Below are 14484 nucleotides of genomic sequence, written 5' to 3'. Positions count from 1 at the left end.
GAGGTGGTAAGACATGAGAGAGAAATTTGATCAGCTCCTGACGGTTGCGAACGAATATGAGGCCTCTGATATTCATTTAACAGTTGGAGTGCCTCCGATATTCAGGATCCACGGTCAGTTAAGAAAGTATGGAAAAAATTCACTGAAACCGGCAGATACAGATGGGATGGCGAAGGCGATCTTATCTGATGATTTACATGAACAGTTGATCAGTAACCGTGAAGTGGATGTGTCCTACGGAATTGCGGGTGTTTCAAGGTTTCGTATTAATATTTACTATCAAAGAAATTGCCTTTCAATGGCCGTCAGGATTGTGCCCCGGGAGATTCCTTCGATTGAAGACCTCCACATGCCGCAAGTGTTAAAGAAAATCAGCAGCTATGCCCAGGGTCTTGTTCTCGTCACAGGTCCTACAGGTTCAGGGAAGTCTACAACGCTCGCTTCGATGGTTGATTACATTAACCAAACCGCCCGCAAGCATATCATCACCCTGGAGGATCCGATCGAGTACACACATAATCATAAAAACTGCATCGTGGATCAGCGGGAAGTCGGGTTTGATACGAGAAATTTTGCCAATGGTTTACGCTCTTGTTTACGTCAGGATCCTGATGTCATTTTGGTTGGAGAGCTTCGTGATTTTGAGACGATTTCGACAGCACTGACGGCTGCCGAGACCGGTCACCTTGTATTTGGGACCTTACATACGACTAATGCTCCAGACACAATCGATAGAATCATTGATGTTTTCCCACCAAACCAACAGGGGCAGGTGAGGGTTCAGCTTGCAAACGTTTTGCAGGCAATTGTTTCTCAGCGCTTATTCCGGCGTTTAGATAAAAAGGGAAGAAGAGCTGCGGTTGAGATTCTGTTGAACACACCCGCCGTCAAAAATCTAATTAGAAATGAAAAGATTCATCAAATTGAAAATGTCATGCAAACGTCTAAGGCTCTGCAAATGCAAACGTTGGAGATGTCGATTCAGGAATTGCTTAGAGAAAAAGTCATTGATGAACGTGATGCGGCTCCATACTTGAAAGAAGGGGGCTTATAGAATGCCCTATTATTCCTATCAAGGCCGTAGTCTACTCGGTAAAGCTCAAAAGGGGAGGCTGCGTGCAAATTCTAGAAAAGAAGCGGTCATGTCATTAAAAGAGCGGGGCATTACCATATCGGAAATTAAAGAAATCGACAGTGTTCTCTTAAAAGATATCCAAATAGGAAACCCTGTAAAACCTAAGGATTTTGTCATTTACCTCAGGCAATTTTCTACGCTCATGAGAGCGGGTATTTCCTTACTTGAATCGACAAAAATTCTTGCAAAACAATCCAATAGTCGTGCGTTGAGTGAAGCTCTCTATGATATCAGCGATCAGTTGGAAGGTGGACGTGCATTTTCTGAAGCAGCAGCTTCCCATTCGAAAATCTTTTCCAACTTATTTATCAATATGGTACGAGCAGGTGAGGTTGGAGGTAATCTGGATGATATCCTGGAACGCTTAGCGGTTTATTATGAGAAACAATACGATACAAGACAAAAAATCATATCCGCTTTAACCTATCCTCTGGTAGTCGGACTCATTGCGATTGGGATCGTTATTTTCTTATTAACCTTTGTCGTTCCGCGATTTGCAAGCATGTTCGACACGATGGGAGGAGAACTTCCGTGGATCACCCAGCTTACGCTTAGTATGAGCCACTTTTTTCAAAATTTTTGGTACGTTGTGATCCTTATTCCAATTGTTTTATTTATCGCTTTTAAATTGATCGTAGATAGGAACCCGAAACTGCAATACACAGTGGATGTACTAAAGCTGAAAATTCCTGTATTCGGACCATTAATACAAAAAGCCGCTCTAGTGCGGATGACAAGTACATTGAGTTCTTTAATGAATAGTTCTGTACCCATTTTAAAATCACTACAAGTGACACAAAACGTAGTCGAAAATAAAGTGGTCGAACGAGCGATTATGAATAGTTATAAATCTTTGGAAAAAGGAAACAACCTTTCCGATCCATTGAGGGAGTATCCAATTTTTCCACCATTGGTCATTCAAATGATGGCTGTTGGAGAAGAGACAGGCTCTCTCGATTACATGCTTTCAAAAGTCGCTGAATTCTATGAATCTGAGCTTGAATATACGACAGACCGATTGAAAACGCTGATCGAGCCTCTGATGATTTTAGCGCTGGCGCTTGTCGTTGGAGGAATCGTTGCAGCTATTGCTGTACCGATGTTTTCGATCTTCGACACGATCAATTAAGATTTTGTAAGAATGTGCAAAAATGCTAGTTTGCAAACATTTTATCCTTTATAATGAACATAGGACATTTTGCTAATGAAAAAAGTAGTACATAACCATTGGCAGAAAATCGAAAGTACTACAAAAGGAGAGAGAAAATGAAGAAGTTGAGAGAAATGTTAAAGAATGAGAAAGGTTTCACGTTGATTGAGCTTTTGGCTGTTATCGTTATTTTGGGTATTATTGCTGCAATTGCTATTCCTGCGATTGGTAATTTAATTGCTAGTACGGAAGATGATGCACATGAAGCAAATGCACTCTCATTATTAGAGGCCGCTCGCTTGGCTAATGTAAGTGGCGAAGCTTTAGAGGGTGTTGGTGATAGTAATGATACTGGGTATTCTGCTACAAAACTTGAATCTAGTGGCTATCTAGAAGGTGTCCCAGTAGATCCTGAAACTAATGATACCTATGATCCAGCTTACGTCGTGGTGACAGAGGATGGAAATGGGAATTACACTTATAAAGTTACACTGGGAAGTTCTATTACTGGTAAAACTAAAGCAGAACTTACTACTGAAAATGAAGCGGAACCTACTACTTAGTATAATAAAGGCCCTGAAATATAAGGGCCTTTACTATAATTGTTTTTATTAAAAGGAGTACATTATGAACGCAGTTATTTATTTATATTTATTCTTTACTGGTACCATTCTAGGTTCATTCTACCACGTCGTCGGTCTACGCTTACCAAAAAACATCCCATTCACAACCTCACGTTCCGCCTGCCCTCATTGTACAACACCTCTACAAGCAAGAGACTTAATCCCACTCTTTTCTTACCTCATATCCAAAGGTAAATGTAGACACTGTCAGCATTCAATTTCGATTACATACCCACTCGTTGAGCTAATCACGGGTTTCCTTTTTCTATTGGCGTACATAAATCTAGGTTTATCATTATCCTTTTTAGGTGCATGTCTGTTGATATCTCTAGCGGTTATAGTAACGGTGAGTGACATGAACTACATGTTGATCCCAAACAAACTGTTATTATTCTTTGCGCTAAGCTTTATCATTTTCCGAACAATCCATCCGTTACAACCATGGTATGACTCAATATACGGTGCTCTAGCCGGGTTTGCCATCATCCTTGTGATTATTGTCCTTAGTAAGGGTGGCATGGGAGCGGGAGACATGAAACTATTAGGAACGCTAGGAATCCTGATGGGTTTAAAGTTAACCTTGCTCACTTTGTTCTTAGCCACTTTAATTGGAACGGTTATCAGTCTGACTTTATTGAGCTTCAAAGTGATCGGCAGGAAAGATCCCTTTCCATTTGGTCCGTCGATAGTACTTGCTGCTGTCATTAGTTACCTGTTCGGTTTTGATCTGTTGCAACTTTATTATGAAACGTTTTTCTTATAGGAGGAGGGAAGACTTATGTTTCGTTTTTTTAAATCAAGCGGTCGGGTGAACTTCGTAATTAAGAACCACTGTATTCGATACGTGTTTTCAAAGTCTGAGAATGCATGGGAAATCGACGACACCGGCGAAATTGTTCTCCCTCCTCATGTTATGGAGGACGGGAAAATCAAAGACTCCAGGGAGCTTACCAGAATCGTTGAAAACTTCATTGAAAATAAAGGCTGGAGTAATAAAGCCCTTTATTTTACCGTACCGGATCACTCGGTTGTCGTCCGTCCTTATGAAGTACCAGCTCATTTGAAGATTGAGGAGATTAAAGGATATCTATATATGCAATTGGGCGAAACGCTGCACCTGCCTTTTGATGATCCTGCTTTTGATTTCAGTGTTATGAGTGAGAGTGAAGAAAAGAAAAAACTGCTTCTTTTTGCTTTTCCGGAAGAACAAATTCGCATGTTAGACCAGGTTTTCGGTGATGCCAAGCTGAAAACCAAAGCGGCAGATATTAGTGCTCTTTCTATTTATCGTCTATACGAATATTTGGATTTGACTTCAGATGGAGAACACCTTTTATTAATCGACTGGAACCTGGATGGCTGTGTGTTGACGGTCTTTAGTGAACATGTACCGGCATTTATCAACCACACACGAAGTCCGCTTTCTATGACGTTGTGGAAAAGGGAAAATGGCCGCTACACATGGCATGGTGATGAAGGAGAACCAGCCGAATTTACCTATGATCAGGTAAACGAAGTGGAAAGAATTATGGATTTTTATAGGTTTTCGGTGATGAACGGAAAAGCCTCTGTCTCGAAGATTCTGCTTACTGGAGATTGGCCGGAGAATAACCTGGTTAAGGGATTACTTGAGGAAAAGGGTGTACAGGTAAATACTTTGAAGGAAACAGATGTTTTCGTAGAAACAGACCAACCTTCCAGCGTTGAATACATAGATGCGATTGGATTGTCCATCAAGCCATAAAGGATGTAGGGGATGAAAGAATGGTAGTAGAAATTAATTTACTAGAACAGAAAGAAAAGAGAAATATTCTGCCGTACTTAGTTGTTGCTTTCTTTGCTCTCCTTTTATTGGTCTTGTCAATCGTGTTCAATGCTCAAAAGTCTAACCTGGTCGAAGAATCATCTCGCTTAGATGAGCAAATCTCACAGGTGAAGGTTGAGCAGGAAAGCTTTGCAACCACATCTGGAGGAGAAGGTACCGAAAGAGAACAGTTGAACAATTCTCTTGAGCAGCTGAAAGGTACGGTTGTCCCTGTCATTCCTGTGGTGGAAGGGCTTGTTTCCTTGCTTCCAGAGCGTGGGTTCTTTGAATCATTTGCTTTAACAGGCACTTCTGAAATAACAGTGAATGTAAGGTTTGACACCATCCAGGAAGCAGCGAAATACACCAATACCCTTCTTCAACAATCGTTTATCTCTGATGTTGAATTAGCTGGTGTAGACACAGATGTAGTGGACGATACAGAGGATTTGTATGATTATCAACCTCGTTACATTGCGAGTTATTATATCGTTCTCGAAGAATCGACGCTCGCTACTGAGGGGGTGTTTACCCAATGAAAATCGAATGGAGTCGTTCGAGTCTATGGGTCATCATTGCTGGAGTTGTCATTATCATAGCTTTTTACCTACTAGGTCAAAGAGTCATACTTGCTCCATACCAGGAGCAGGTGACAGAAAACGAAGCCGCTTTATCCCAAGAACAAAAGATTCTTTCAGCTATAGAGAATATTCAGGAAGGTAACGAAAGAGAACAAATCCTCACTTCCCGTACGATTCAGCAGCAATTGCCAGTCGTTCCTCTCATTGATCAACTGTTAATTGGCCTTGACCGGGCAGAGAACGCCTCCACAAGTCTGATCAACAGTATTGCTATTTCTGATTCAGAGTCATCCGTACCTATTATAGAACCAGAAAATGAGTTAGAGGAAAATGGTGTAAATAACGAAGATGAAGAGAATGTAGATGAAGATGTAGTTGATGAGTCAGTAGAAGATGAGGCAGAGCAACTGATTGAAGGGCTGCATACTCTGCAGTTCACGGTCGATGTAACTTCTGAGAACTATGAAGAGATGATCTCATTCATGAAAGAAATTCAATCGCTCTCCCGTGTAATTCAAATCGAATCCATCCAGTTTGATGCACCTGAGAGCGAAAATGAACTCGGCTATTCTATCGTCATGAATAGTTATTATCAGCCATTATATGCCAATCTTGCTAATGAAGCGCCACAATACCATTATGGTGGAAGTCCGAACAAGGCAGATCCTTTTGCTATCGAACAATGGGACGATCCGAATCCATCTGTATCTACTAGTACAGAGGAAAAAGATGATGAAGAGTCTTTGGATGAGGAAGATCAGGACCGTGTAGAAGAAGACGGGGAAGAATCTTCTGATACTGAACCTGAAAGTCAATTGTAAGCCGAAATTGTCGAAGGGCTGATGACAAATTTCAGCGTGGTTTTCAAAACTGCTGTGATAGGGTTGGAACAAACCTTGCAGGAGTGATCAAACCATGGATTCTAAAAATAAGATCTCCATCTCTTTTCGGAATGAACATCAGCAGGAAACGAAAAATGAAGTTGTTCGGACGCAAAAGGAACAAGCCGCTGCAGTAGAAGAAGATAAGGAAGACGAACGTCCGGCCACCCGGGTGTACCACATTCCTTTTAAAAAGAAACGCTTTTCTTCAACACCCGTCAGACCGTTAATTACAACCGCTCTGACTGCCCTTTTTGTGAGTCTTGGCCTTGGTTTCTTACTGCTTCGTATGTTTGTATCATTAACGGATTCATCCACGACAGGAACGGAAACCGTGCCAGCGTCTGGGGAGGCGAACACAGACACCGAGGTGGTCGCTTCCGAAGAGGAGCCGATGTCTGAGCTCCCGAGTGGTCCTACGCAGACGTTTGATACGTATATCGTTCAAGCAGGGGCCTTTTCAACGGAAGGAAAAGCGAATGAATGGCAGAGTAAACTTACAGCTCTTCTTATACCCTCAGTCGTCTGGCAAAGGGATGGTCAATATTACTTGTTTGTTGGGAGTGCACCGAATAAACAGGAAGCGGATCAGATTGCAGATCGTCTTGCGGGAAAGAGCATTGAAACTTATGTGAAGCCATTTGTTGTAACGATTGAAAAAGAAATCCCACAAGAACTGGTTACTCCGATAGAAACACATGAAATGAAAGATTTGTCTGAGAATGAACGAAAGAAACTCATGGATGAAGTAGGAGAGAATACATTCCTTGGACAAGCCTTAAATGAATGGGAATCTCAGGATGATACGAATATCAATTGGTTAAAAGTTGCTCAATCATTAGAATAAGGAAAACATCACGTGATATTCTATGAAAAAGAGAGTTTTCTTAATGGAAAGCTCTTTTTTTATATTTTTTTCTTGCGGAAGATAATTTTTTCTATGATCCTCGGTTTCATGGAAATCTTGTAGTATAGAAAGAGCCCCATGTTTAGAAAGGATGATGTTTGGAATGAAGCGCTTAGTTTTAGGATCACAGTCTCCAAGAAGGAAGGAACTGCTCGAGCTTGCAGGCTATGAGTTTGAGGTCCGTCCTTCCAATGCTGATGAGGTGATTGAGGAAGGGATGCCCCCCGAAGAGGCCGTCCTTCATTTAGCAAGGGTGAAGGCTGAAAACGTAAAGGTTGATGAGAATGAGGTGCTCCTCGCTTCGGATACTGTTGTTGTTTACAATGGTGAAATCCTGGGGAAACCGAAGGATGATCAAGAAGCAAGGAAGTATCTAAGATTGTTAAGTGATACGACGCACGAGGTTTATACAGGGGTATGTTTAAAAACAAATCAAACAGTGGATACGTTTGATGTTAAGACAGAAGTGACATTTTTCAGGTTGTCAGAAAATGAGATCGATGCTTACATCAGGACAGGAGAGGCTTGGGATAAGGCTGGAGGATATGGCATCCAAGGCAAAGGGTCCTTGTTCGTTGAAAAAATTCATGGAGACTATTACAGTGTAGTCGGTCTGCCACTGTCACGGGTCGCACGTGAACTTAAGAGGTTAGGCATCTTCCCCGAGTGACTCCTTCTTGCATGGGGACTTAGAAGGAAAGGATGCGAATCATTGACCCAAACGAGTGTAATGATCAAAGATGTTCCGAGGCAAGACCGGCCGAGAGAGCGGCTGATTGAACTCGGAGCTTCCCATTTATCGAATCAAGAATTGTTTGCCATCCTGTTAGGAAGTGGAACGAAACGTGAGTCCGTCATGGAGCTTTCCAACCGGCTTCTTGTTCATTTTGAAGGAATCATGCTTCTTAAAGATGCAACGATTGAAGAACTGACAGCTATTCGAGGGATTGGATCAGCAAAAGCTGTCTTACTCCTGGCAGCGATAGAATTAGGGAAACGAATGCAAAAAATGAAACCTGTGGAACGTTACATGATCAGAAGTCCGGAAGACGGGGCGGACTTTATTATGGAAGAAATGAGAGATTTAAAGCAAGAACACTTCATCTGTTTGTTTTTGAACACGAAAAACCAGGTCCTCCATAGACAAACCATCTTTATCGGCAGCTTGAATGCTTCGATTGTCCATCCAAGAGAGGTGTTTAAAGAAGCGGTGAAAAGGTCTGCCGCCTCTATCATTTGCGCCCACAACCATCCTTCCGGTGACCCAACTCCATCTCAAGAAGATATCCAAGTGACACGCAGGTTGAAAGAATGCGGAAAGATGATTGGCATAGAATTGCTGGATCATCTTGTCATTGGTGATCGTAAATTCATTAGTCTTAAAGAAAAAGGCTATTTGTAACACTATCTATTTTATAGGGATATCCTTGAAACAAAGGCCATATTCAAAAAGTCTTGAACATCTGTAGAATGAAACCTCACAGAAATCTCACAAAATAAATTATGTTTAATTTTATGGTAAAATTCAAGTGACATTTTGTTACTACTGTGCCGATAATTATAAATGGGGAGAGATTAGGTGTTTAAAGAGGAATTCACCAATTTTAAAATTGTTTTAACAGAAGAGATTGGAGAGCATACTTATGAAGAAGTTCTCCAAAGCTTTAGCAGAGCTAAGAAAATTTACATTTCTTCATTCGGAGTCACTATTGATACCCGTTATGGGAATAAACTTCTTAATACACTTATTAACTTAAATAATGTAAATGTAGTTAAGGTATTAACAAACCTTAGATCAGAAGAAGAGTTTGAAAGCTTCAAGGAATTGCTGAATAATAATGTTCCTAGTTACCTCAAATTTTATTTTAACACTACAATACACTCAAAAATAATAGTTACAGATGAGATAGCATACATAGGTTCGGAAAATTACACTGAATACAGTGGTAAAGGTGCGAACATGGAGGCAGGAATAATAACTAAAGATAAAAGTGCAATAAGTTACTTAATGAGTAGCTTAGATTCATTGTTAAAAGTTTCATATCCAGCATTAGACTTCGATAAATATAGAAAACGCTTTAATCTCGTTAAGGACTTGAGAGAGTTTAAAGAGGAGATAGAGTGGCGAACGCATTTATTTAATCATTTATTTAATGGCGATCCACATGCGAGCAAAATACGGTATGAACCTCAGGATAAATATAATTTAGATGCAACAAACGATCACTACGTAGAAGATTGGATAAATGATATAAAAAAATATCTTAACCTAATTAACGGAAAAGTTGAGCATGAATTAAGAGGACACGATGAGCCTGTGAGTGAACTTGATCCAAGTGATATTGGTAAAAGGCAGCACCCTAAGGATAAGGTTGTTAAAAGGACTAAGAATGATGTGATTAATAGTTCTAATATTCAGGGCACAATTAAGGAAGTAAGAAGCTCTATTGATAATATGGATTATAGTGAGTACAAAGGGTTAAGTGATAGATTGGATTATTTTTATTCGAAATCTGACAATCCAGAAGAGCATATAGAAGAATATGGCGGAAGTTTGGATTCATTTATTGATGAAAGAGATTACCCTATGACTGAGCAAGAAGGATACAAAAGACTAATTAACAACACTTTGGAAATGATAGATAATGACATTAAAGAACTCGAGGAAGTGTATAAGAAATACCAGGAGCAGATTATTAATACTGAAGATAATCTAAAGGACTTGAGTTATAAGCTGGATTCTTTAATAAAGGTTCTACAAGGTTCTTAAGAGTTTTTTAGAGTACCCTCAATTGAGCTCAAGGGTAAGTTGATAATTTTTAAACATCTCCTAACATGTTTTGTGATATTATTTAATCATAGCATCCAATTTTTGGTTTTTTAGGGGGATATGAAGTGAGTAAATTGTTGAAATATGATGATACTGACCCTTTAAGCATTAAAGAATATGGTGAAGTGTTGTTGGGGAAAAGAATTTTAGACGTGCTTGATGAAACAGGAATGGGGGATGAAGAGAAGAATGAAATAATATCAAAGGTGAATAATCCTAATTATAAAGGCGGGATAGGGCATTTAGTAGAAAATCATCATTTTGGTATTGAAACCAATAGTGAACAAGAACCTGACTTTAAAAAAGCAGGTGTTGAGTTAAAAGTAACAGCTTATGAAAGAGGTAAAAGAGGTGGGTACTCAGCAGGTGAACGATTGGTAATCACTATGATCAACTATAACGAGCCTGTAGATGAGGATTTCTTTTCTTCACATGTTTATAAAAAACTCAGGTTAACACTATTAGTACAATATCAACGTGATAGAACCCTACCAAGAATTGAATATCCTATTCATTTTGTAACGATGTTCTCACCACCTGAAGAAGATATGAAAATCATCATGGATGATTATAAAAAAATAATTTCTAAAGTGAAAAATGGAAAAGCGCATGAGCTTGCAGAGGGAGAAACCATGTATTTAGGTGCATGTACAAAAGGTGTTAATTCGGATAAGAGTAATGTTCCACAAGAATATTATTCGGATGGCACCAAAGCTAGAAGGCGCGCTTTTTGCTTAAAGCAATCCTATGTAACAAATATACTTAATAAGTATATTCTTAATAAAGTAAATACCTATGAGTCAATTTTAAGTAGCGAAAGTGATATTGCAAATAGGACTATAGAAGAACTTGTTTTAGAAAAGATAAATCTATATAAAGATAAAACTGATAAAGAGTTAGTAGATAAATTGAATTTAGATGTTAAACCTGGTACGAAGAACTTCTGGAGTGCAATTACCTATCGTATGCTTGGAGTTAAATCAAATCGTGCTGAAGAATTTGAAAAAGCAAATATTGAAGTCAAAACTATAAGGGTAAATGAGAATGGGACTATAAAAGAAAACATGTCATTTCCAAGAATTACTTTTGAGAGAATTACGAATCAGGAATGGGAGGAGTCTGATTTATACAATCGGTTAAGCTCAAAGCGGTTTCTATTCGTGGTATTTAAGAAAGAAGGCGATCATTATATTTTAAAGGGTAGCCAATTCTGGAATATAACCAATAATGATTTGGAAGAAGCAGGAAAAGGTTGGAGTGATGTACAAAAAGTATTGCAAGATGGCATAAAATTAAATAAACAATACAAGAAAGACGGGATTACATTTTGGAGAATGAGAAATAATCTTCCGAAAAAAAATGCCAATCGTGTTATTCATATTCGCCCCCACACGGGTGAAAGTTTCTATAAACTTAAAAACGGTGAAGTAATAGGAGAAAAACCGGTTTACGGAGATGAACTTCCTGATGGCCAAATAATGACAATACAAAGTTTTTGGTTTAATAATTCTTATGTTCTAAGTCAGTTAAATGAGGAGTTATTAAATTAATAGTATTTTTTATAATAGAAGAAGGAAGTCATTGATGATTTCCTTCTTCTATTATTATCATGGAAGTTTTGACAAAATATTCCCGTATAACTTGGATATTTGAACAGGAGCATCTTTTTTCATTTTATTAGTTACATGTGTATATATCTTCATTGTCGTAGTGGTATCTTCGTGACCTACTCTCTTCATTATCGTTGCCAAATCTACCTTGGCTTCAGCCAGCATACTTACATGTGTGTGTCTAAAAATGTGGGGAGTTGCTCGTTTCTTTATATCGGTAAATTTAAGCAGCCGGTTCATCCTTACATTTAACTGAATAGTGTTGTAAGGGTAACCGTTTTTTCTCGCAAACAGAAAATCTTTATTGTGATAGTCCTCCAAAGAATTACGATATTTCACCAGCGTGTTCCTCAATTTCATTTTTCTTATGTCATTTTCTAACACCACTTTCTTAAGCATATCCATTACCATCTTCTCCATAATTACTTCTCTTACGGATCCGTATGTCTTGGGGGGAGTTAGAATGTATTCCCGCATGTTATTCTTCTCGTTATACATGGTCTTTGTTATATCTATAGTATCTTTCTCGAACAATAGGTCCTGTTTTTGAAGAGCGCATAATTCTCCTGGTCGCATTCCGGAAAAAGCTAAAGTATAAAAACGTTCTTTATCATACGTTTTGCCGTGTTCAACTGCAGCTCTTAAAAATTGCTCAAGTTCATCATGATCAAGGTATTTTTCTTCAATGGTATCTTGTTTAATTTCCTGAATTGTTTTCTGTTCTCTTGGGATCTGTACATCAATTGCCGGGTTCTCTAAGATCCATTTATTTTTCTTAGCAAATTTAAATATCTGCTTTGCCGTACTATGGATACCTTTGACTGTATTTCGGGAGTAGTGTTGGAAAATAGCGTTTATTGCTTTCTGATAAGAAAAGTGAGTGATTTTAATAATAGGTGTCTTAGCCATGTTTCGGTTGAGAATATCAATGTCTTTTCGACACCTAAGCAAGGTGCTGTCTTTTTTTCCCGATACCTTATATATTTCATACCACTCTTGGGTCAAATCATCGAATGTCATCTTTCCACTAAGCTTATTATCGTAGCCTTGTTCCCCCAGCTCCCGAATAGCTGCTAGGACCTTATTCTTGGCATCTTTCTGTTTAACTGCCCTTCTTGTAATTTGATTTCGCTTACCTGTTACGGGATCACGCGGACCATCGGCGACACATTCCCATCTAATCTTTCCAGACTTAAGAGTAATCTTCTCACAATGCATTATTCACACCTCCTCACTGGTACCATATCTCAGATACTGCAAGGGGGATGGTACACTTTCTTTAAAACTTTCGTACAGTTGAGCGCTCAAGGTTTGGTTTTCCAAATGACGCAGCCTTCTTAAAGCGTAGTTAGGTGTAACATTAAACATGTCCGCGACCATATATGAGCTTTCGATAATGTTATGGGGGAGATGCATTCGTCGCAGCATTAATGTCGGGACTGACAAATGCATAGCAAAGTTACGCGCTTTAGACTCTTGGTATTCTACAAATGATTTCTGCAACCTCATTTGGTCGCCATAATGTTGAGTAGCGTGGCAAAATTCATGGCAAAATTCTATCCATTGCAAATTTTCCGGGAGACGTTCATTGATGAAAATGTAAACGGCCCCGTTCGATACAGTGGCAGCACTATCATCGTCATAAAAACGCAGGTTTATATTCGTTCTTTTTGTTAAGCGCGCCATCGTAAGTTGTTTAGGTACAAAGATGGACTTTGAATGTAAGAAATTTTTGATTTGGCTTTCTAACATTGTGTATTGGTACATTTGACCACCTTCCCTCGACTTAGAACGTATGTTCGTTTATTTGGTAAAAAGAAATTGGCGTGAATGTCACGCCAATTTCACAATTGAATCATTAATGTAACAATTATAGCAACCATCGCAGCAAAAAAAGCAAGAAATCCCCATATATTAGCAGTTAAGATTTGACGAGTATCCTTAGCTATATCTTCAATTTTTGTCTCAGATTTATCCAGTCGAATATTAGTGTTTTCCTCAAGCTTATCGATACGATTATTAAAGTTTTGGTCCATGTTATCCATTTTTCCTTCTATGCGATTTATTGTATCAAGGAATCTTTCTTCTCGTTCTTTACTTTCTTGTTGATATTTGTCCATTGACCGTTCAAATCGATCTTCCCGTTGTTCAATTTCTCTCCGTATGCGCTCTTCTCTCTTTTCATTTCGTTCTTCTCTTTCTCGCATGTCATCTTTAATCTCTTTATAAAACGAATCAAAATGATCACTATTACTCATAATCGATTCCTCCTCAACTTCCACTGAAGTTGGATTAAGAAATTCTGAGAGATCCCTAACTTCTCTTACTGCTTCACTGAAGTAACTACCTTCATCAGTTAGTTCTTCCACATCATTTACTCTAATATTAACACCGTTACCAATAAAGGTGTTAGCTACTTTAGGATTGTTACGAAACATATCTATGGTGTCTGCTAATACTTGGTCATCCTTTTTCAAGTGTTCCATATTAGCACCGGTGATTTCTATTTTGTCATTTTCATGTGTAGCAATATATGGTTTTTCTTCAGTCATTATGATTCCTTCTTTCTAACCGAGAAATTAAACTCCTTTGTTTGTGTTTGTTTTTCATCGTTTTTGTTAGTAAGAGTCACTTCAATCATATAAGAACCTTCAGAGGTGAATTTAAAGTTTCTGAAAGGAATGTTCATAATTGTGGAGTGCCATCCTGCGTCTGCTTGAGTATCGAAGTCACCATTAAAACCCCAAAGCTCTTCACTGGATGGGGAATACACCTTGACAGAGAATTCATACACTATGCGAGGTTCAATATCAAAAATAGCGATTGATGCTGTAAATGTATAGTTGTTTGGAATTGCGTCTAATACAATCATTGATAAAGGTCCAACTATTGCCAACTTATTATCTTGTCTTTCGAGAACTTCTTCACAGATTATTATATGACCTATATTAGCCATTGGAATC

The 14484-nt window shown here is 38.7% G+C and carries 16 protein-coding genes; 12 read left to right on the top strand and 4 right to left on the bottom strand.

The features are described 5' to 3' along the window. The first annotated feature begins 13 nt into the window (after window positions 1-13). The 12 genes from ACJA3J_RS15295 (at window position 14) to ACJA3J_RS15240 (ending at window position 11461) form a co-directional block, all read left to right on the top strand. Window positions 14-1054: a type IV pilus twitching motility protein PilT gene (locus ACJA3J_RS15295; RefSeq protein WP_089652675.1), complete on the top strand. Its 1041-nt coding sequence runs from the start codon at window positions 14-16 to the stop codon at window positions 1052-1054. Between the two features lies 1 nt (window position 1055). Continuing rightward, the gene (locus tag ACJA3J_RS15290; RefSeq protein ID WP_406944533.1) at window positions 1056-2264 is read left to right on the top strand and encodes a type II secretion system F family protein; all 1209 of its coding nucleotides are present in this window, start codon (window positions 1056-1058) and stop codon (window positions 2262-2264) included. Window positions 2265-2401: 137 nt separating this feature from the next. Then, window positions 2402-2848 (top strand): prepilin-type N-terminal cleavage/methylation domain-containing protein, encoded by a 447-nt coding sequence (locus ACJA3J_RS15285; RefSeq protein WP_115895276.1) that lies wholly within the window; start codon window positions 2402-2404, stop codon window positions 2846-2848. A 64-nt stretch (window positions 2849-2912) separates the two neighbouring features. Beyond that, window positions 2913-3671 (top strand): prepilin peptidase, encoded by a 759-nt coding sequence (locus ACJA3J_RS15280; RefSeq protein WP_406944532.1) that lies wholly within the window; start codon window positions 2913-2915, stop codon window positions 3669-3671. A 15-nt stretch (window positions 3672-3686) separates the two neighbouring features. Next, window positions 3687-4652, top strand: coding sequence for a type IV pilus biogenesis protein PilM (gene pilM, locus ACJA3J_RS15275; protein ID WP_089652671.1), 966 nt, complete (start codon window positions 3687-3689; stop codon window positions 4650-4652). A gap of 20 nt (window positions 4653-4672) precedes the next feature. After that, window positions 4673-5251, top strand: coding sequence for a hypothetical protein (locus ACJA3J_RS15270; protein WP_406944531.1), 579 nt, complete (start codon window positions 4673-4675; stop codon window positions 5249-5251). Next, the gene (locus ACJA3J_RS15265) at window positions 5248-6114 is read left to right on the top strand and encodes a hypothetical protein (protein WP_406944530.1); all 867 of its coding nucleotides are present in this window, start codon (window positions 5248-5250) and stop codon (window positions 6112-6114) included. Before ACJA3J_RS15270 ends, ACJA3J_RS15265 begins: the two co-directional genes overlap by 4 nt. A gap of 94 nt (window positions 6115-6208) precedes the next feature. Beyond that, complete coding sequence (locus tag ACJA3J_RS15260) at window positions 6209-7021, top strand: SPOR domain-containing protein (RefSeq protein WP_089652668.1); 813 nt, start codon at window positions 6209-6211, stop codon at window positions 7019-7021. Window positions 7022-7184: 163 nt separating this feature from the next. Next, entirely contained in the window at window positions 7185-7751 is a 567-nt protein-coding gene (locus ACJA3J_RS15255; protein WP_406944529.1) for a Maf family protein, read from the top strand. Window positions 7752-7811: 60 nt separating this feature from the next. Further along, the gene (gene radC, locus ACJA3J_RS15250) at window positions 7812-8483 is read left to right on the top strand and encodes a DNA repair protein RadC (protein WP_143015261.1); all 672 of its coding nucleotides are present in this window, start codon (window positions 7812-7814) and stop codon (window positions 8481-8483) included. A 177-nt stretch (window positions 8484-8660) separates the two neighbouring features. After that, a complete protein-coding gene (locus ACJA3J_RS15245; RefSeq protein ID WP_406944528.1) occupies window positions 8661-9851 on the top strand; it encodes a phospholipase D-like domain-containing protein in 1191 nt (396 codons plus the stop codon). Between the two features lie 125 nt (window positions 9852-9976). Then, entirely contained in the window at window positions 9977-11461 is a 1485-nt protein-coding gene (locus ACJA3J_RS15240; protein ID WP_406944527.1) for a Sau3AI family type II restriction endonuclease, read from the top strand. A gap of 57 nt (window positions 11462-11518) precedes the next feature. Here ACJA3J_RS15240 and ACJA3J_RS15235 read toward each other — a convergent pair whose 3' ends face one another. The 4 genes from ACJA3J_RS15235 to ACJA3J_RS15220 form a co-directional block, all read right to left on the bottom strand. Next, window positions 11519-12739: a tyrosine-type recombinase/integrase gene (locus tag ACJA3J_RS15235; protein ID WP_406944526.1), complete on the bottom strand. Its 1221-nt coding sequence runs from the start codon at window positions 12737-12739 to the stop codon at window positions 11519-11521. Between the two features lie 3 nt (window positions 12740-12742). After that, window positions 12743-13288 carry an ImmA/IrrE family metallo-endopeptidase gene (locus tag ACJA3J_RS15230; protein ID WP_406944525.1) on the bottom strand — a complete coding sequence of 182 codons (546 nt, stop codon included), beginning with the start codon at window positions 13286-13288 and terminating at the stop codon, window positions 12743-12745. 77 nt (window positions 13289-13365) lie between these two features. Further along, a complete protein-coding gene (locus tag ACJA3J_RS15225) occupies window positions 13366-14073 on the bottom strand; it encodes a hypothetical protein (RefSeq protein ID WP_406944524.1) in 708 nt (235 codons plus the stop codon). Next, a complete protein-coding gene (locus tag ACJA3J_RS15220) occupies window positions 14073-14477 on the bottom strand; it encodes a DUF6941 family protein (protein ID WP_406944523.1) in 405 nt (134 codons plus the stop codon). Before ACJA3J_RS15220 ends, ACJA3J_RS15225 begins: the two co-directional genes overlap by 1 nt. Window positions 14478-14484 lie beyond the last annotated feature (7 nt).

The organism is Halobacillus sp. SY10, from assembly GCF_045401165.1.
GTDB lineage: Bacteria > Bacillota > Bacilli > Bacillales > Halobacillaceae > Halobacillus > Halobacillus aidingensis.
The sequence above is the reverse complement of the archived record's forward strand: the minus strand, read 5'-3'. Positions and strand labels throughout refer to the sequence as shown.

Coding starts and splice junctions, on each gene's coding strand:
- ACJA3J_RS15295 (WP_089652675.1), top strand. CDS start 14: ATGAGAGAGAAATTTGATCAGCTCCTGACGGTTGCGAACGAATATGAG.
- ACJA3J_RS15230 (WP_406944525.1), bottom strand. CDS start 13,288: ATGTACCAATACACAATGTTAGAAAGCCAAATCAAAAATTTCTTACAT.
- ACJA3J_RS15270 (WP_406944531.1), top strand. CDS start 4,673: ATGGTAGTAGAAATTAATTTACTAGAACAGAAAGAAAAGAGAAATATT.
- pilM (WP_089652671.1), top strand. CDS start 3,687: ATGTTTCGTTTTTTTAAATCAAGCGGTCGGGTGAACTTCGTAATTAAG.
- ACJA3J_RS15235 (WP_406944526.1), bottom strand. CDS start 12,739: ATGCATTGTGAGAAGATTACTCTTAAGTCTGGAAAGATTAGATGGGAA.
- ACJA3J_RS15280 (WP_406944532.1), top strand. CDS start 2,913: ATGAACGCAGTTATTTATTTATATTTATTCTTTACTGGTACCATTCTA.
- radC (WP_143015261.1), top strand. CDS start 7,812: ATGATCAAAGATGTTCCGAGGCAAGACCGGCCGAGAGAGCGGCTGATT.
- ACJA3J_RS15225 (WP_406944524.1), bottom strand. CDS start 14,073: ATGACTGAAGAAAAACCATATATTGCTACACATGAAAATGACAAAATA.
- ACJA3J_RS15290 (WP_406944533.1), top strand. CDS start 1,056: ATGCCCTATTATTCCTATCAAGGCCGTAGTCTACTCGGTAAAGCTCAA.
- ACJA3J_RS15220 (WP_406944523.1), bottom strand. CDS start 14,477: ATGGCTAATATAGGTCATATAATAATCTGTGAAGAAGTTCTCGAAAGA.
- ACJA3J_RS15255 (WP_406944529.1), top strand. CDS start 7,185: ATGAAGCGCTTAGTTTTAGGATCACAGTCTCCAAGAAGGAAGGAACTG.
- ACJA3J_RS15260 (WP_089652668.1), top strand. CDS start 6,209: ATGGATTCTAAAAATAAGATCTCCATCTCTTTTCGGAATGAACATCAG.
- ACJA3J_RS15265 (WP_406944530.1), top strand. CDS start 5,248: ATGAAAATCGAATGGAGTCGTTCGAGTCTATGGGTCATCATTGCTGGA.
- ACJA3J_RS15285 (WP_115895276.1), top strand. CDS start 2,402: ATGAAGAAGTTGAGAGAAATGTTAAAGAATGAGAAAGGTTTCACGTTG.